General features: G+C 71.7%; 13 protein-coding genes. 7 read left to right on the top strand and 6 right to left on the bottom strand.

Annotated features, from left to right (window positions below; genetic code table 11):
- The first annotated feature begins 8 nt into the window (after positions 1-8).
- Together ACWC0C_RS14880 and ACWC0C_RS14875 are read left to right on the top strand one after the other, a co-directional pair.
- The gene (locus tag ACWC0C_RS14880) at positions 9-1,424 is read left to right on the top strand and encodes a 3-hydroxybutyrate oligomer hydrolase family protein (RefSeq protein WP_450864228.1); all 1,416 of its coding nucleotides are present in this window, start codon (positions 9-11) and stop codon (positions 1,422-1,424) included.
- A 56-nt stretch (positions 1,425-1,480) separates the two neighbouring features.
- On the top strand, positions 1,481-1,978 hold the full coding sequence (locus tag ACWC0C_RS14875) for a hypothetical protein (RefSeq protein WP_449197099.1): 498 nt from the start codon (positions 1,481-1,483) through the stop codon (positions 1,976-1,978).
- Between the two features lie 16 nt (positions 1,979-1,994).
- Here the strand turns inward: ACWC0C_RS14875 and ACWC0C_RS14870 are convergent, their stop codons facing one another.
- A complete protein-coding gene (locus ACWC0C_RS14870) occupies positions 1,995-3,965 on the bottom strand; it encodes an N-acetylmuramoyl-L-alanine amidase (protein WP_450864226.1) in 1,971 nt (656 codons plus the stop codon).
- Between the two features lie 260 nt (positions 3,966-4,225).
- A complete protein-coding gene (locus ACWC0C_RS14865) occupies positions 4,226-5,371 on the bottom strand; it encodes an aminoglycoside phosphotransferase family protein (RefSeq protein WP_449197097.1) in 1,146 nt (381 codons plus the stop codon).
- A 363-nt stretch (positions 5,372-5,734) separates the two neighbouring features.
- Between ACWC0C_RS14865 and ACWC0C_RS14860 the strand changes: the two genes are divergently transcribed.
- On the top strand, positions 5,735-7,228 hold the full coding sequence (locus tag ACWC0C_RS14860; RefSeq protein WP_449197096.1) for a DNA-binding protein NsdB: 1,494 nt from the start codon (positions 5,735-5,737) through the stop codon (positions 7,226-7,228).
- 69 nt (positions 7,229-7,297) lie between these two features.
- Here the strand turns inward: ACWC0C_RS14860 and ACWC0C_RS14855 are convergent, their stop codons facing one another.
- The gene (locus ACWC0C_RS14855; protein WP_450864224.1) at positions 7,298-8,737 is read right to left on the bottom strand and encodes a PP2C family protein-serine/threonine phosphatase; all 1,440 of its coding nucleotides are present in this window, start codon (positions 8,735-8,737) and stop codon (positions 7,298-7,300) included.
- A gap of 348 nt (positions 8,738-9,085) precedes the next feature.
- On the opposite strand from ACWC0C_RS14855, the gene ACWC0C_RS14850 reads away from it, so the two are divergent.
- Positions 9,086-9,502, top strand: a complete 417-nt coding sequence (locus ACWC0C_RS14850) for an SsgA family sporulation/cell division regulator (protein WP_450864222.1) — start codon at positions 9,086-9,088, stop codon at positions 9,500-9,502.
- Between the two features lie 130 nt (positions 9,503-9,632).
- A complete protein-coding gene (locus ACWC0C_RS14845; protein WP_450864220.1) occupies positions 9,633-11,651 on the top strand; it encodes a phosphocholine-specific phospholipase C in 2,019 nt (672 codons plus the stop codon).
- Here ACWC0C_RS14845 and ACWC0C_RS14840 read toward each other — a convergent pair.
- Together ACWC0C_RS14840 and ACWC0C_RS14835 are read right to left on the bottom strand one after the other, a co-directional pair.
- On the bottom strand, positions 11,641-12,675 hold the full coding sequence (locus ACWC0C_RS14840) for a Gfo/Idh/MocA family protein (protein WP_450864218.1): 1,035 nt from the start codon (positions 12,673-12,675) through the stop codon (positions 11,641-11,643). The genes ACWC0C_RS14845 and ACWC0C_RS14840 overlap by 11 nt on opposite strands.
- A 70-nt stretch (positions 12,676-12,745) precedes the next feature.
- Positions 12,746-13,840: a baeRF3 domain-containing protein gene (locus tag ACWC0C_RS14835; RefSeq protein WP_449197091.1), complete on the bottom strand. Its 1,095-nt coding sequence runs from the start codon at positions 13,838-13,840 to the stop codon at positions 12,746-12,748.
- Positions 13,841-14,019: 179 nt separating this feature from the next.
- Between ACWC0C_RS14835 and ACWC0C_RS14830 the strand changes: the two genes are divergently transcribed.
- Positions 14,020-14,799 carry an alpha/beta fold hydrolase gene (locus ACWC0C_RS14830; RefSeq protein ID WP_450864216.1) on the top strand — a complete coding sequence of 260 codons (780 nt, stop codon included), beginning with the start codon at positions 14,020-14,022 and terminating at the stop codon, positions 14,797-14,799.
- Positions 14,800-15,034: 235 nt separating this feature from the next.
- Positions 15,035-16,876 carry an asparagine synthase (glutamine-hydrolyzing) gene (gene asnB, locus ACWC0C_RS14825; RefSeq protein ID WP_450864214.1) on the top strand — a complete coding sequence of 614 codons (1,842 nt, stop codon included), beginning with the start codon at positions 15,035-15,037 and terminating at the stop codon, positions 16,874-16,876.
- Here the strand turns inward: asnB and ACWC0C_RS14820 are convergent.
- Positions 16,869-17,393, bottom strand: a complete 525-nt coding sequence (locus ACWC0C_RS14820; protein ID WP_450864212.1) for a DUF4232 domain-containing protein — start codon at positions 17,391-17,393, stop codon at positions 16,869-16,871. The two genes, asnB and ACWC0C_RS14820, sit on opposite strands and share 8 nt — an antisense overlap.
- Positions 17,394-17,499 lie beyond the last annotated feature (106 nt).

Below are 17,499 nucleotides of genomic sequence, written 5' to 3'. Positions count from 1 at the left end.
GAACCCGTATGCCCACCACACCACACAGACGGCCCAGCCGCCGAGCCGTTCTCCACGCACTCTCGCTCACCGCGGCCTGCCTGCTCCTGACCACCCCGGCCGCGGCGGCACCCACGGACACGCCGGACGACCACTGCGCCGGCCGCACCCACCTCCGGGCACCCGACGCCGCCCACCAACAGGCCGACTGCCTGGACGAACTGACCACCGCCGGCACCGCGGCCTCCGGCCACACCGACCCCGCCGACTACGCCGGCCTCACCCCCAAGGACCTGCCCACACCCAGCGGCGTGCCCGGCATCCAGATCGACGGCTACTTCCCGGACACCTCCACCACCAACACGAACCACGGCCGGCACCACGACTCCCAGTTCGTCATCCGGCTGCCCGACCACTGGAACGGCGGCCTGGTCGTCGCCGGGACACCCGGCAACCGGGAGCAGTACGCCAACGACAAGGCCATCTCCGACTGGGTACTCGCCCGCGGCTACGCCTACGCCGCCACCGACAAGGGCAACACCGGCACCGCCTTCTACCGCGACGGCCGGCGGCCCGGCGACGCGATCGCCGAATGGAACACCCGCCTCACCCAGCTCACCCGCGCGGCCCGCGCCGTGGTCACCCAGCGCTACCACCGGCCGCCCGCCCGCACGATCGCCACCGGCCTGTCCAACGGCGGCTACCTCGTCCGCTGGCAGCTCGAGCACCACCCCGAGCTGTACGACGGCGGAGTCGACTGGGAAGGCACCCTCTGGCGCACCGACGGCCCCGACCTCCTCACCTTCCTGCCGCCCGCACTGCGCGCCTACCCCGCGTACGCCGCCGGCGGACCCGGAGCCGCCCAGGCCGAGGCCGCCCTGCACCGGGCCGGCTTCCCGGCCGGCTCCGAGTTCCTGTGGCCGTACCACCACCAGGTCTACTGGGACCTCACCCAGCGCATCTACCGGGAGGAACTCGACCCCGGCTACGACGGTGCCACCGAGGCCGGCACCCCGTTCTGCGCCTCCGGCACACCGGGCTGCGACGCCGACTACGACTACGCGTCGCGGCCCGCGGCAGTCCACCGCGCCGTCGACCGGATCGCCCTGACCGGACGCATCGGCAAACCGCTGATCACCATCCAGGGCACGCTCGATGTGCTGCTGCCGATCAGCGAGGACTCCGACGTCTACGCCCGCATGGTCCACGCGGCCGGGCGTGGCGCACTGCTGCGTTACTACCGCATCGAGGACGGCACCCACACCGACTCACTCGTCGACGCCTTCCCCGGCAAGCTGCGCCCGATGGTGCCCTGCCACCGCTCGGCCTTCGAGGCCCTGGAACACTGGATCACCGGGACCGGCCTCCCGCCCGCCGACCACACGGTCCCCCGCCCGGCCGACGCCGACCCGGCCACGCTGCTCACCAGCTGCCCCCTGCGTTAAGGATCTCCGGGTGCCCGCACGTCACCCACCGGACCCCGGACACGTACCATGGCCGCATGTCGTTCCTCCGCCGCCGCAGCGCCACCCCTGCCGGACCCGACTTCGACGTGCTGGCCATGGACCCGGGCGACTGGCCGGGCAACCTCGGCGCGGGCCTGCTGCCCGCCCCCGACGGCACCTGCCAGGGTGTCTTCCTGCGCTATGACCTCTTCGGCGGCCGCGGCCCCGCCATGATCATCGGCAACCTCCCCGAGGGCTCCCCGGCCCGCGAGGTGGCCGAGGACGAGATCCCCTTCGAGGTGGGCCAGCTGCTGCTGGCGCTGGAGAACGACGAGGAGGTCACCGTCGTCGGTGTCGAGGACACCCCGGTCCTCCAGGGCGACAACCTCCTCATCGTGCGGCGGCTGAAGCTGTCCGAGTCCCGGATCTCCTGCGTCCAGTTCGACCGCAGCGACGGCGTCCTCGTCACCATCGCCGCCTGGGACCGCCCGATCACCGACGACCTGTACGCCCTGCTGAAGCCGCTCCCGGCGGAGCTTTTCCAGCAGGGCTGAGGCCGTCGGCCCGCGATCAGCCGGCCGAGCCCTCCAGGGTCACGTCCGCGGCCCGGACGAACCCGACCCGATGGCCGTACTGGATCTCGTAGTAGAGGTCCTTGCCCACCACGACCCGGTGTGTGTCGGTGGTGAAGGTGACCGAGTAGTAGTACTCGCCGGGCACCTCGTCACCGACCACGTACTTCTGTCCGGCCGGGATCGTGTACGGCAGCGGGACGACCGACTGCGCGGGGACGCCCTCCGGGTAGGCCTCCTTCTCCGGGTAGGCCCTGCCGTACACCGGGACGCTCGCCACGCCGTCCTTCGGGGTGATCACCAGACCCCTGGCGGGCACCGCCGTCGGATCCTCGCGCGGGTTCTCGAACCAGGCCTTCTGGCCCAGGTACCAGATCGCGGTCCAGTCGCCCCAGCGGTCCGCGACCGCGTACTGCTGACCGGTGGAGACCCGGGAGGACAGGTCGTTCACGTCGACCGTCGGGTCCTTCTTCAGCCCGATGTCCTTGATCAGCGGCGCGTTCACGTCGTGGTCCGAGTACAGCCGCACCTCGTCGGAGCCGTGCGCCGTGCACGGCTCGCCGCCGGTGGTGCAGCCCGTGTACACCAGCTGGTTCGAGGCGTAGTCCGGCAGGATCGTCACCAGCCCGCCGTGCCTGCCGGCCGTGCGCCTGAAGGGGTGGCCCAGCAGTTGGAAGTAGTGCCGCCAGTCCCAGTACGGACCCGGGTCCGTGTGCATGCCGGGGATGGTGGACGTCGTCGGACCGGGCACGGTGTCATGGCCCAGGATGTGCTGGCGGTCCAGCGGGATGCCGTACTTCTGGCTCAGGTACCTCACCAGCCGGGCCGAGGAGCGGTACATCGCCTCCGTGTACCAGGCGTCCGGGTTGGCGAGGAAGCCCTCGTGCTCGATGCCGATGGACGTGGCGTTGACGTACCAGTTGCCCGCGTGCCAGGCCACGTCCTTCGCCTTGACGTGCTGGGCGATCAGACCGTCCGTGGAGCGGATGGTGTAGTTCCACGACACATACGTGGGGTCCTGAATCAGGTTCAGCACCCCGTCCCAGGCGCCCTCCGTGTCATGGATGACGATGTACTTGATGCTCTGTGACGCGGGGCGGTCGCCGAGGTCGTGGTTGCCGTAGTCGTCGTTCCCGAACTGCGCGTACGGCGCCCAGACCGCCTCGCAGGACACCGACCGCGGGCACTCGACGTCGTCCGTGGGCAGCGTGCCCAGACCGGCCCGCCCCAGCTGGGCGGTGTCGCCGGTCAGCCCCGGCTGGGCCGCGAGCGCGACCAGCTGGCCGTCGTCCGTGGTGCGCTCCTCCCCGGTGCGCAGGACGTCGAACACGTCGTTCGCATAGGCCGCCGCGGTCGCGGAGTCGTCGGCGCCGGAGAAGCGGGCCACCGCGCCGTACCAGTCGGCCGGGTCGGCGCTCATCGGCTCGCCCAGCTGCTTCTGCGCGGCGGCCAGCAGTGCGGCACCGCCGGCCACGTTCGCCGCCGGGTCGGTGCGCAGCTCATCGGCCGTCAGGCCGGTCAGCTCGGCCGCCTTCGGCAGCGTCTTGAGGCGGGCCGGGAGCACCGACTCGGCCGGCACCTTGATGTCGACGTGCACCGGGGCTCGTTCGCCGTCGCCGCGGGCGTCCTCCGTGCCCTCGGCGTTGTGCTCCGTGGTGGCGATCGCGGTGCGGGCGTCCGTGAGATGCATCGGGCCGTAGCCGCCGCTCACACTCGGCGCACCGGCGTGCCAGTCCCAGCGGGACTGGAGGTAGGAGACGGCCAGCAGGACACTCTGCGGCACGTGGTACTCGGCCGCGGCGGTGGCGAACGCGTGCTGCAGCCGGCTCGCGGAGGAGTCGCCGGCACTGTGGGCGGGAGCCGCGCCGAGCAGCGGCAGCAGCAGGGCCGCCGAGGCCAGGGGGCCGGCGGCCCGCCGCAGTTGTCTGTGGCCGGCTGTGGACGTGGAATCGGTGGCGGAACCTCGCAATGCGGCCTCCTGTGACGGGCGGGCGTGGCGGGGCGTGCGGCGCCGAGCTGGGTCAGTGGTACCTGCTTGCCGACGATCCGTCAATGATGCCTTCAGGACGGCGATTTACCATGTCACGGAGGGTTTTCGGCGAGTTTCGCGGCGGCGGTGCGCGGGCCTGCGGCGCGTCACTGGCGTACACCAGTGGTCACCACCGGGTCCGGACGCACGAAGGTCCGCGGTGCGCCGCCGCTCTGGCGCACCGCGGACCTTCGTCCCCGTCAGCGAGTGCCGACCGCCGCGCGGACGGCCTTGCGGGCCATCTGGCAGTCGTCGTGCAGCCGCCTGAGCAGCAGCCGCTGTTCCTCGCCGGACGGCGCGGCACCCGGGTGGGCCAGGCCCGGTGCCGCCGGGGCCACGTCGTGCATCGAACGCTGCACGGCCGTCTCGTACGTACGGATCTCCCGGGTCAGCAGCAGCATCAGGTTGACCAGGAAGGCGTCCCGGGAGGCCGGGCCCGCCGACTGGGCGATCTGGCTGATCTGCCGCCGGGCCCCCGGCGCGTCCCCGAGGACCAGCCACAGCGTCGCCAGGTCGTACCCCGGCAGATACCAGCCCGCGTGCTCCCAGTCCACCAGCACTGGACCGGCCGGTGACAGCAGGATGTTCGACAGCAGGGCTTCGCCGTGGCTGAACTGCAGCATGCCCTGGCGGCCCACTTCGTGGGCGATGCCGTGCAGCAGCTTCTGCAGGTCGCCGAGGTCCCGGTCGGTGAGCAGGCCCAGCTCGTGGTACCGGGAGATCCGGGCGCCGTAGTCCAGCGGCCGGTCGAAGACGCCCGCCGGGGGCCGCCAGGCGTTCACCCGGCAGATCGCGGCCAGCGCTGCCCGGATGTCCGCGCGGGGCGGCGCCTCCACCGGATGCCGTTGCAGCGCCGCCACCCGGCCCGGCATCCGCTCGATCACCAGCGTGCAGTTGTCCGGGTCCGCCGCGATCAGCCGCGGCGCTCGCACCGGTGGCCGGTGCCGGACGAACGCTCGGTATGCGGCTATTTCATGGCGGATCCGTTCGGCCCAGGCGGGCGAGTGGTCCAGCAGACACTTGGCCACGGCCGTGTTCCGCCCCGTCGTCCCCACGAGAAGGACGGACCGTCCGCTGCGCCGCAGCACCTGCACCGGAGCGAACTCCGGACAGATCCGGTGTACCGAGGCGATCGCGGTGCGCAGCTGCGCGCCCTGGGGACCGGACAAGTCGAGTCTCCCGCTGAGCGGTTGGGTACCGGGCTGACCCGGGACCCGCCGGGGCCGGCCCGCGACCGGCACGGGTCCGCCCGGACGCGCCACCGGGTCGAGGTACGGCCCACCACCCGCCGGGCGGGAGCGCAGCGGCCGGGGCGGGGCGGACACGGAGGACGATGCTGCGTACATGGGAGAAACAGATCCCTTCGTGTGCCTGCGGTGCCTGCCTGTGCATCCGTGCTCGGCGCACATGCGCGGGGCCGGTGCTCCGGGGAGCCCGTACTCCGATCGCATGCACTGCGAGCGTGCGCCTGCCCGGCCCGGCCGCCCGGGTGCACCCTGGGGAATGCACCCGTCAGCTCGGTGAGGCCGTGCCCCTTCGTTCCGCCCTGCGGAACCCGAGCGGCGACCGGGTCGGGGTGGCGCGTTCCTACTCGACACCCGATGCCCAGTGGCACACCATCTGGCGGACCCTGGCGAACCCTGGCGAATAGTCGCCCGGCAACCTCCACCGGGCTACTGTCAACTCAGCCGAGAACCTGGGGGCTTGACGTGAGCGGACAACCCAACACCCGCCTTGCGGACCTGTTCGGCCTGGCCGGCTGGTCCAAAGGCGAACTCGCGAGGCTGGTCAACAAGCAGGCGGCGGCCATGGGCCACCCCCAGCTGTCGACCGACACCTCCCGGGTGCGTCGGTGGATCGACATGGGAGAGATCCCGCGCGATCCCGTACCGCGGGTGCTGGCTGCCCTGTTCACCGAGCGTCTCGGCCGTGTCGTGACCATCGAGGACCTCGGTCTGGTGCGGCACGGGCGTACGGGAAAACGGCAGGGCGACGGGATCGAGGAACATCCCGACGGCGTGCCGTGGGCGCCCGAACGTACCGCCGCGGTCCTCACCGAATTCACGGGAATGGACCTCATGCTCAACCGACGCGGCTTGGTGGGCGCGGGTGCCGCGCTCGCCGCGGGATCCGCACTCAGCAGCGCCATGTACGACTGGCTGCACACCGACCCGGCCCTGAAGGCCGACGCCCCCGTCCTCGACGACCCCCTGCACGCCGACCCCGCTGGGTTCGACCGCTATGAGGCCGCCCCCATCGGGTCGCAGGAGATCGAGGAACTGGAACGCTCGGTCGAGGTGTTCCGGGCCTGGGACGCCGCCCGTGGCGGCGGGCTCCAGCGCAAGGCGGTCGTGGGCCAGCTCAACGAGGTGGGCGGCATGCTCGCCTACCACCATCCACCCCATCTCCAGCGGCGCCTGTGGGGCGTCGCCGCCAACCTGGCCGTCCTCGCGGGCTGGATGTCACACGACGTCGGCCTGGAGCCCACGGCCCAGAAGTACTTCGTCATCGCCGCCCACGCCGCCCGCGAGGGCGGGGACCGGCCGCGGGCCGGTGAGGCCCTGTCCCGGGCGGCCCGGCAGATGGTGCACCTCGGCCGGCCCGACGACGCACTGGACCTGATGAAGCTGGCCCAGTCCGGCGCGGGCGACCGGCTGCAGCCGCGCACGAAGGCGATGTTCCACACCATCGAGGCCTGGGCACAGGCGTCGATGGGCAAGGGCCAGGCGATGCGCCGCACCCTCGGCCAGGCGGAGGACCTCTTCGTCTCCGACCGGCAGGACGCGGAAACACCGGACTGGATGCAGACGTTCAAGGACGAGGACCTGTACGGCATGCAGGCGCTCGCCTACCGCACGCTGGCCGAGTTCGACCCGACCGCGGCCGCGCACGCCCAGCACTACGCGGAGAAGGCGCTCTTCCTGCGCATCGACGGGCGGGAGCGGTCGAAGATCTTCGACCATCTGTCCATGGCGTCGGCCTGTTTCATCGCCGACGACCCCGAACAGGCCGACCGCTACGCACGGCTGGCCCTGATGTCGATGGGCTCGAACTCCTCCCGTCGCACCTGGGACCGGCTACGGCAGATGTACCGGCTGACCGCGGAGTACGCCGGCTATCCGAAGATCCACCAGCTGCGGGAGGAGATCCGGCTCGCCCTGCCCAAGCCGAGGGCCAAGGGAGCGGGCAGCGCACAGGCGTGAGCGCACAGGCACCGGGCCTGTGCGCCGTGTTCCCTCAGTGATGCAGTGATGCAGTGATGTCGACTCAACTCATGCGGTGACCCTGGCGACGAGCACACAGGCTTCGTCCTCGCGTCCGGCTCCGCCGAACTCCTCTACCACCGTGCGCACGCAGTCCTGCGCGGTGCGCGCGGCGCCGAACCGCGGGGCCAGGGCGAGCAGGCGCTCCACGGCCGCGCTCGGGCTGTGCCCCGGCACCAGCCCGTCGGTGTGCAGGAGCAGGAGGTCGCCCGGCTGGAGGGTCTCTTCCGCCTGCCCGTAGACGGCGCCCGTGGTGGCGCCGAGCAGGACGCCGTCAGGTGCGTTCAGCATGCGCCCCGCCCCGTCGCGGTACAGCAGCGGGGCGGGGTGTCCTGCCTGTGCCCAGACAAGGGTGTGGGTCTCGGGCCGGTAGCGGCAGCAGACGGCGCTGCCGAGGGCGGGCTGCACGGTGGCGTCGAGTAACTGGTTCAGCTTGCCGAGCAGTTCGCCCGGCCTGCTGCCGGCCAGCGCCATACCGCGTACGGCACCGAGCAGCATCGCCATGCCTGAGGCGACGGCCACCCCGTGTCCGGTGAGATCGCCGACGCTGAGCAGGGTCTCGCCGTCGGACAGTTCCAGCGCGTCGTACCAGTCGCCGCCGAGCAAAGTGGTCGTCGCCGCGGGGAGGCGGCGGGCGGCGAGGTCCAGCGTCCGCGGCCCCTGGTGCGGGAGCCGCAGGGAGCCGCGCCAGGGCGGCAGCACGGCCTCCTGCAGCTCGGCCGCGATCCGGTGCTCGGTCTGCTCCTCCCGGCGATGGCGCTGCAGCGAGTCACGGGTCTCGCCCACCGTCCGCCGGCAGTGGCGCAGTTCGCTGACGTCGCGCAGCACGGCCCACATCGAGGCCGTGCCGCCGTCGGCGCCGAGCACGGGTTCGCCCATCATGTGCACCGCCCGCATGGAGCCGTCCGGCCGTACGACGCGGAACTCGCCGTCGATGGGTTTGCCGTCGACCAGGCAGTCCGTCACCATCGCGGTCAGTTTCGGCCGGTCCTCCTCCAGGACCAGTGCGGGCAGTTCGTCCAGAGTGAGGGCGGGGGCGTCCGGGGCCAGCCCGAGGATCTGGTACATCTCCCCGGACCAGGTCGCCTCGTCCGTGAGCAGGTTCCACTCCGCGCTGCCGACGCGGCTGAGCAGCGAGCGGCGCGGGGTGCCGGCCGGCACGGTGCGGACGGCGGGCGCCCCGACGGGGCCGCCCGGAGCTGCCGGTGCGTCGGCCGGGCCGTCCCGGAGCTGGGCCAAGTGGGCGTCCAGGTCCTCCAGTTGGTGCAGGGCGAGGTCGTACAGCGCGCGTTGCCAGCGTTCCTCCGGGTCCGAGCCGTCGCTCCGGGTGTCCCGCCGTACGGCGTCCACGTCGCCCTTGAGCCGCCGCGTCTGCGTGATCAGGGCCTCGACCGAGCCGCGCGCGGGTGGCTGGGCGGCTGAGCGGTCCGCGGAGACTGGGGACGGCATGACGCACTCCGATGGGGGACGATACGGCCAGGGAGGGACGGGGGGACCGGTTACGACTCTGGCACAGCCCGCGACGCCCCGTAAGGGATTTGGCAACACACGATACGGTGGTGCTTCCGGCATATGCCAGAGTCTTCCCGGAGTGATCCCCGCACACGAATGACGTACGCACCTCGCGGTCCAAGTCGTAGAGGGCCTACGGGAGTTGCCTCATGTGAAGTGCGCGCGCCCGGTCCTCACTCGTATGTTCGTCGCTCTTGTGTTCCCCATGTCGCGGCCGTCTTGTACCCGTCGAACTCTGACCGGATTTGGTGTCATGTAAGGCGCCTTCGCGGAGTCCATTAAGGCATGGATGCCATCACTGTGGAACAGCCCGCCCAGGCCCGCCTCATCACCGCCGACGACCAGGAGATCCCGCTGTCGGCCATCCTGCGCTACACCACGGACGACCCGCTGGCCGTCTTCGTGGACTTCCCCGCCGAGGCCGCCCTCGACGGCGAGGAGGTCAGCTGGATCTTCGCCCGCTCCCTGCTCGACCAGGGGCTGCGGGCCCCGGCCGGCCACGGGGACGTACAGATATGGCCGTACGGCCGCACCCGGACGGTCGTGGAGTTCCACTCGCCCCACGGCCTCGCCCTGCTGCAGTTCCCCTCGTCGGCGCTGCGCCGCTTCCTGCTGCACACCTACGCGGTGGTGGCGGCCGGTCAGGAGGACGTGGCCGGGGTGGTCGAGCGAGGTCTGAGCGCCCTGTTCGGCGGGGTGTGAGGCAACCCCAGGGCAACTTTGACTTCTGTTCACCTCCGCCTCACCGCACCGGTATGGACCCCGACCACCACCGCGGGCACCCTGGCGCGCGGTGTGCCGCTGGGGCACTCCCGGGACGAGGACGGGGCGAATGACACCGATCAGCCGAAGAGGCTTCGTGGGCCTGGGCGCATCAATGGCGGCGGGTGTCGCGCTGGGCGCCGGCACACGCACCGCCGCCGCGGCCACGGCGACCGGCACGATCAAGGACGTGCGGCACGTGGTGATCCTCATGCAGGAGAACCGCAGCTTCGACCACTACTTCGGGCGGCTCAAGGGTGTGCGCGGCTTCGACGACCGCAGCGGCATCACCCTCGGCGGCGGCTATCCGGTCTTCGACCAGCCCAACGGGACGGGCCGCCAGTACCCGTGGAAGCTCAGCGCGACCCCGTCCGCCGGCGGCAAGGACGGCGAGACCCTCGCCCAGTGCAGCGGCGACCTGCCCCACTCGTGGTCCTCGCAGCACTCCGCCTGGAACAAGGGCCGCATGGACAACTGGGTCGCCGGCGTCGGCAACGTCCGCTCGCTCGGCTACCTGGACCGCTCCGACATCCCCTTCCACTACGCGCTCGCCGACAACTACACCATCTGCGACGCCTACTTCTGCTCCGCCCTCAGCGCCACCGGCCCCAACCGCACCTTTCTGTGGAGCGGCAAGGTCGACTCCACCAGCTACGACGGCGGCGACGAGTCGGGCCTGACCTGGCAGAACTACGCCGAGGCGCTGCAGGCCGCCGGGGTGACCTGGAAGGTCTACCAGAACGCGGCGGACAACTACGGGGACAACGGCTGCGCCTACTTCAAGAACTTCGCGAACGCCAAGGCGGGCGACCCGCTGTACGACCGTGGCATGTCCTCGGTGCCGAAGGCGACCGGCTCGACGCCCGACGACATCGCCGCCGCCATCAAGGCCGACGTGCTCGCGGGCACCCTCCCGCAGGTCTCCTGGATCGTGCCCAACCAGGCCTTCTCCGAGCACCCCTACGCCCCGCCCGGCGACGGCGCCCACTTCGTCAACCTCGTCTACCAGGCCCTCGCCGCCGACCAGGACGTCTTCGACTCGACCGTTCTGTTCCTCAATTACGACGAGAACGACGGCTACTTCGACCACGTGCCGCCCCCGGCCCCGCCCGCCGGAACCGCGGGCGAGTTCCTCAACGGGGTGCCCTACGGCTTCGGATTCCGGGTCCCGATGCTCGTCATCTCGCCCTGGACCCGCGGCGGCTGGGTCTCCTCGGAGGTCTTCGAGCACACCTCGGTGCTGCGCTTCCTGGAGACCTGGACGGCCGCCCTCGGCACGCCCGCCAAGTGCGCCAACATCAGTGACTGGCGGCGCAAGGTGAGCGGCGACCTCACCGGGGTCTTCGACTTCGCCAACCCGGTCTACGGCGCGGTCTCGCTGCCCGCCACCAGCGTGATCGGCATCGGCACCTGTGGCCCGCTGCCCAACCCGGTGCCGACCACCAACTCCCTTCCCGCCCAGGAGCCCGGCACCCGCCCGGCCCGCGCCCTGCCGTACCAGCCGGGCGGCTACCTGGACCACCTGGAGTTCGGCGCGGCCGGCAAGATCCTCGCCTGGTTCACCATGACCAACCAGGGCGCTCCAGCGTCCCGCGCGGCCCACTTCTCCATCCACCCGAACGCCTACCGCGACACCACGCCCTTCCAGTACACGGTCGACGCCGGCGGCACCGCCTCCGACTACTTCAACATCGGCACGGGCTTCGGCGGTGGCAAGTACGACCTGACCATGGTCGGACCCAACCGCTTCCTGCGCCGCTTCCAGGGCGACGCGACCAAGGCCGGCAAGTCGGTGGAGGTGAGCACCCGTTACGCGGTCGAGCCGGGCACCGGCAAGCTCGCCCTCTACTTCAAGATGGCCAACTCGGGCTCGTCGTCGGTGAAGTTCACCATCACCTCCCACCACTACCGCGGCGACGGCCCGTGGACCTACACCGTCGCCCCGGGCGCCTCGGCGGAGGACTACTTCAACGCCGTGGCCTACCAGGACGGCTGGTACGACTTCACGGTGACAGTGGACTCCGACGCGACCTGGTCGCGCCGGTTCACCGGGCACCTGGAGACGGGCGCCGCGAGCGTCAGCGGCTGACTCCGGCGCCAGGGCCGTACAGGTCCGGGCGCGGGGCGAGGGCGACGGCCACCCGGCCGCCGGTCTCCAGCGCCCGGACCCCCGCCTCGGCGACGACGGAGGCCGCGTACCCGTCCCAGGCGCTCGGCCCGGTGACCTCGCCGCGCCGGGTGGCATCGACCCAGGCCTGCACCTCGCGGTCGTAGGCGTCGGCGAAGCGCACCAGGTAGTCCTGCGCCACCTCCTCGCGGGTGCCGCCCGCCGTGGTGACCACCATGGTGTGCTCGTCGCCGATCCGGGCGCTGCCCCTCTCGCAGACGGCCTCGCAGCGCACCTGGTAACCGAAGCCGCAGTTGACGAAGACCTCGACGTCCACGAGCGCGCCCCGTGCGGTCTCGAACAGCACGAACTGCGGATCGAGCAGGCCCTCCGGCGCACCCGCGGACGACGTGGGACGCAGCACCGTCACCGCCGTCAGCTCCTGCCCGAGCAGCCAGCGAGCCGCGTCGATCTCGTGCGAGACGGAGCTGTTGATCAGCATGGCGCTGGTGAAGTCGCCGGGGGAGGAGACATTGCGGTGGGTGCAGTGCAGCATCAGCGGCCGGCCGAGGCTGCCGCCGTCCAGCAGTGCCTTGAGCCGGCGGTACTCGGCGTCGTAGCGGCGCATGAAGCCGATCTGCGCCAGTCGGCGGCCCAGCCTCGCCTCGGCCTCCACGACCCGCAGGGCACCGGTGGAGTCCGGCACCATGGGCTTCTCGCACAGCACCGGCAGCCCGCGGGCGAAGGCGGCGAGCAGGGCCTCCTCGTGCGCGGGGCCGGAGGAGGCGATCAGCACGGCCGCGACACCGGGCGCGTCGAGCGCGGCCACCGGGTCCGCGTGGACGGTCACGCCGTCGAGGCCGGCCACCGCTTCCCCGGCCCGCCCGACATCGGGGTCGGCCACCGCAGCGACCCTTGCCCCGCTGACCACCTGGTCGAGCCGTCGTATGTGGTCGGCCCCCATGTGCCCGGCACCCAGTACGGCCACACCCAGCAGCTCGGCCATGCGCGCGCTCCCTCTCGCCGACGATCACGCCGTAGCGTACGCCGGGGAGGGAGCGCTGCCGTGGGGCGGCTCAGTACCGGAGCACCCCCGCGATGCCGTTCGCGTCGCCCAGTGTGCCGTCGGGGACGAAGCGCACGTCGGCGCCGGTCTCCAGGCACTGCTCCACGATCTCGTCCACGATGTCGTCGCGGGCGTCCAGGTCGCCGGGCTCGGCCGGGACGAGGTGGTCGCCCTGGTCACGGACGGTCGTGCGGTAGTTCTCCTCGACGGCGAGGAGCCGGACGCGCCCCTCCCGGGCGTTCTGCCACAGCTCGTCCACCCCGGCCGCGAAGGTCTTGTGCCCGCGTGCCGAGGTCAGTTCCCTGATCACCGACGAGGCGTCCGCGCGGGCCTCCGCCTCCAGGACCGGCTGCAGGGCCTGCCACACGGCCTCCGCGCCGGCGTGGGCGAGGCCCCCGCGCCGCACGTGCACGGCCGACTTGGCGACGCTGCCGACCTCGTCCAGCAGGGACAGCGCCGCCTGCTCCCCGGTGACGTACACCCGGCGGGGCTGCTCACGCAGGACGGTACTCATCGCGGTGTCGGCCTCGCGCAGGAACTGCCGGGTGCCCTCGTCGGCATACGTGCTCGGCATGTCACCGATCTGCTCCTGGCGCTCGGCGTCGAAGTTCTCCTGCCTGCGCTCCAGCGGGAAGCCGCCGGTGTGTTCCTCCACCACGCGTTCCTCGCCGCCGCTCCACAGGGTGACGCGGTCCGCGGAGACCGACAGGACCCAGAAGGGGCGCTCGGCGGCCTGTGCGGCGACCAGGTTGCGGGTGAGGAAGGTGTCCGAGAGCACCACTCGCTCGGGGACGGCGCGGGCCAGGGACCACACCTGGTGCTCGCCCGGTGCGGCGAAGATCACCAGGCCCTCCTCGGCATGCGCCAGGTCCACTTCCGTCAGCGCCCGGTCGAGCTGTGCCACGACGTCGTTGCGCCGCTCACGGGTGACGGAGGGGTCGGCCTCCAGGCGCTTGCGCGCCTCGGTGACCACATTGCGCAGCCGGACGGGATCCTGGCCGTTCTCGGGTTCGCGGCGGTGCGTCGGGGTCAGCACGGACACCGCCGGATACGGACGCGGCCGCCGCAGTTCGGCGAGGGTCGCGGGACTCAGTGCGTGCTCCATGACAGCACGATAGGTCCGATTCACAGGTACGGCATTCGGGGTAAACCGGAGCGGAGGCCCTCGTGGACCGGGTGCTGGGCAGCCGCGCATCCCCCCGGTGGACAACAGTGACGCGGTGCCCCTCCGACGGCTACCGTACCGGCCAGTAACCGGACCGCGGACCACCCCAGGAGGCCTGAATGCCGCAGCTCGAAGTCGACGGAGCGGCCCTGACGTACGACGACGAGGGTCCCCGTGACGCACGGGAGGTGCCCCTGGTGTTCGTCCACGGCTGGACCGCGAACCGGCACCGCTGGGACCACCAGGTCGCGCACTTCTCCGAAAGACGCCGGGTGATCCGGCTGGACCTGCGCGGACACGGGGAGAGCACCGGGGCCGGGGTGCGTACCATCGCGGAGCTGGCCAAGGACGTCCTCGCCCTCCTCGACCACCTGGAGGCCGAGCGGTTCGTGCTGGTCGGCCACTCGATGGGCGGGATGATCGCGCAGACCATCGCCCTGACCCACCCCGAGCGGGTGGAGCGGATGGTACTGGTGGGCTCCATCGGCCGGATGACGTACAACCGCGGCCGGGGCCTGCTCATGGCCGCCTCCACGCTGGTGCCGTACCGGCTGTTCGTCGCCGCCAACATCCAGCGCGCCTTCGCGCCCGGTTACCCGCGCGAGGAGATCCGCGCCCAGATCCGTGCCTCCGCCGCGACCCCGCGCGAGGTCGTGATGACGCTGTACGGCGCGATGCGTGCCTTCGACGTCCTCGACCGGGCCGGCGAGATCCGCACGCCCACCCTGATGGTGCACGGCTACCACGACGTCCAGTTGCCGGTGCGGCAGATGCTCCGGATGGCCAAGGCCTATCCGGACGCGGTCGTCCGCATCCTCGACGCGGGCCATGAGCTGCCGCTGGAGAAGCCGGCCGAGCTGACCGAGGCGCTCGACTCGTTCCTGGCCGTGAAGGAGTAACGCGCGAGCCGGTTGGTCAAGTTTTTACCCATGGCCGGTTCCCTGCGCTGCCGGCCCGGAGGTCTTGCGGTCGGGGGATTTCGCGAAGGCAAAACGCGGCCGAAATCGAGGGGGAGTGTGTGCCGTTCGTGTTACGGCCGCGTTGACGGTCTCGAACACCTGACGGAGGCTCGTCATATAGGTGCTCGATACAACTGGTTTGCTCTCGACGCGAGCCGGAGGCAGGAGGCAGCGCATGTGCGGCATCACCGGATGGGTCTCCTTCGACCGTGACCTGACCACAGAGGCCACCACATTGCATGCGATGACCGAGACGATGGCCTGCCGCGGCCCGGACGACCGCGGCACCTGGGCCGAGGGCCCGGCCGCCCTCGGCCACCGCCGGCTCGCGATCATCGACCTCCCCGGCGGCCGCCAGCCGATGTCCGTGGCGACCCCGGAGGGAACCGTCGCCATGGTGTACTCCGGCGAGGCGTACAACTTCACGGAACTGCGCCGGGAACTGGAGGGCCGCGGCCACTGGTTCAGCACCGACTCCGACACCGAGGTCGTCCTGCACGGCTACCTCGAATGGGGTGACGCGGTCGCCGAACGGCTCAACGGGATGTACGCGTTCGCCGTGTGGGACGGCCGGCAGGACAAGCTCGTGATGATCCGCGACCGCATGGGCATCAAGCCGTTCTACTTCTACCCCACCTCCGACGGCGTCCTGTTCGGCTCCGAGCCCAAGGCGATCCTCGCCAACCCGCTGGCCCGCCGCCGGGTCACCCTGGACGGCTTGCGGGAACTGCTCGTGCTGATCAAGACGCCCGGCCATGCGATCTGGGACGGCATGCGCGAGGTGGAACCCGGCACGGTCGTCACCGTCGACCGCTCGGGCCTGTCCACCCGCGTCTACTGGCGCCTGCGCACCCGTCCGCACACCGACGACCGCGACACCACCATCGCCACCGTGCGCTCGCTGCTCGACGACATCGTGCGCCGCCAACTGGTCGCCGACGTCCCGCGCTGCACCCTGCTCTCCGGCGGCCTCGACTCCTCGGCGATGACCGCGATCGCCACCCGGCAACTCGCCGAGCAGGGCGAGCAGGTGCGCAGCTTCGCCGTCGACTTCGTCGGCCAGACCGACAACTTCGTCGCCGACGAACTGCGCGGCACCCCCGACACGCCCTTCGTGCACGACGTGGCCGAGCTCGCGGGCACCGACCACCAGGACATCGTGCTCGACGCGCAGTCCCTCGCCGACCCGGCCGTGCGCGAGCTGGTGATCCGCGCCCGCGACCTGCCGGCCGGCTTCGGCGACATGGACACCTCGCTGCTGCTGCTCTTTCGTGCCATTCGTGAGAAGTCCACGGTGGCCCTGTCCGGCGAGTCCGCCGACGAGGTCTTCGGCGGCTACCTGCAGTTCTTCGACGAGGAGGCGCGCCGCGCCGAGACCTTCCCCTGGCTGGCCAGTTTCGCGCGGCACTTCGGCGAGGACTCCGACGTGCTGCGCGCCGACCTCACCAAGTCACTGGACCTGGACGGTTACGTCGCCGACGGCTACCGCACCGCCGTCGCCGGCATCGACCGGCTGGACGGCGAGAGCGACTTCGAGTACCGGATGCGGCGGATGAGCCATCTGCACCTCACCCGCTTCGTGCGCGCCCTGCTCGACCGCAAGGACCGCATGAGCATGGCCGTCGGCCTGGAGGTCCGGGTGCCGTTCTGCGACCACCGGCTGGTCGAGTACGTCTACAACGCCCCCTGGGCGCTGAAGTCCTTCGACGGCCGGGAGAAGAGCCTGCTGCGCGAGGCGGCCGCGGACGTCCTGCCGCGCTCGGTGTACGAGCGGGTCAAGAGCCCGTACCCGTCCACGCAGGACCCCCGCTACGCCCGCGCCCTCCAGGAGCAGGCCAAGGACCTGCTCGCCCGCCCCTCCCACCAGGTCTTCGATCTCGTCGACCGGGACCGGCTCCGCACGGCCGCCGAACGCGAGGCGCCGGTCAGCACCCAGGCGGAACGGCGCGGCCTGGAACGCGCCCTGGACCTCGCGCGCTGGCTGGAGGTGTACGCCCCGGAGGTGATCCTCAGCTGAGGCCGATGGCCCGGTCCGCGGCCGCCGCCGTGGGCTGCCACCACGTCACCACCGGCTCCCACACCAGGACGTGCTTCCCGGTGCCGAGGTGCGCGGCGGTGAAGGTGCGGCCCCAGTGCGCGGCCGAGGCGGCCACGGTCAGGGTGTCCACCCGGCGGGCCTCGGGGTCCGCCGGGTCGTCGATGGTCCGGACGTCGGCGTAGGCGGTCCGGCCCGGCGCGAGCCGGTAGCTGCCGGTGCCGCCCTGGGGCGTCGGCAGCGCGGCGCCGTCCAGGTTCCCGAACGTCACCGTGGGCACCCGGTCGACGACGCACGCACGCGCGTCGCGGTTGGTGATGCGGACGCGCACCACGGTCCGATCGCCGGCCGCGGCCTTCGCCCGGACCGTCAGCGACTTCTCGGGGCAGCGGACGGGCCGGGCGTGGGGCGTGGCGGCCTGGCTCTGCGGCGCGGTCAGCAGCAGGACCGCCGTGGCGGCCGAGGCGGCGGGTACGGCGATGGCGGCGCGGATGCGCATGGTGGTTCCCCCTGTCGCGGTCTCGTACGGGATGCGGCGGCCGAAGCGCGCCCGTCGAGTGTGACGGCCGGGAGGACCGGGAGGTTGTGCCGGATTCGCGCCCGCT

Source organism: Streptomyces sp. NPDC001709, from assembly GCF_053596375.1.
The sequence above is the reverse complement of the archived record's forward strand: the minus strand, read 5'-3'. Positions and strand labels throughout refer to the sequence as shown.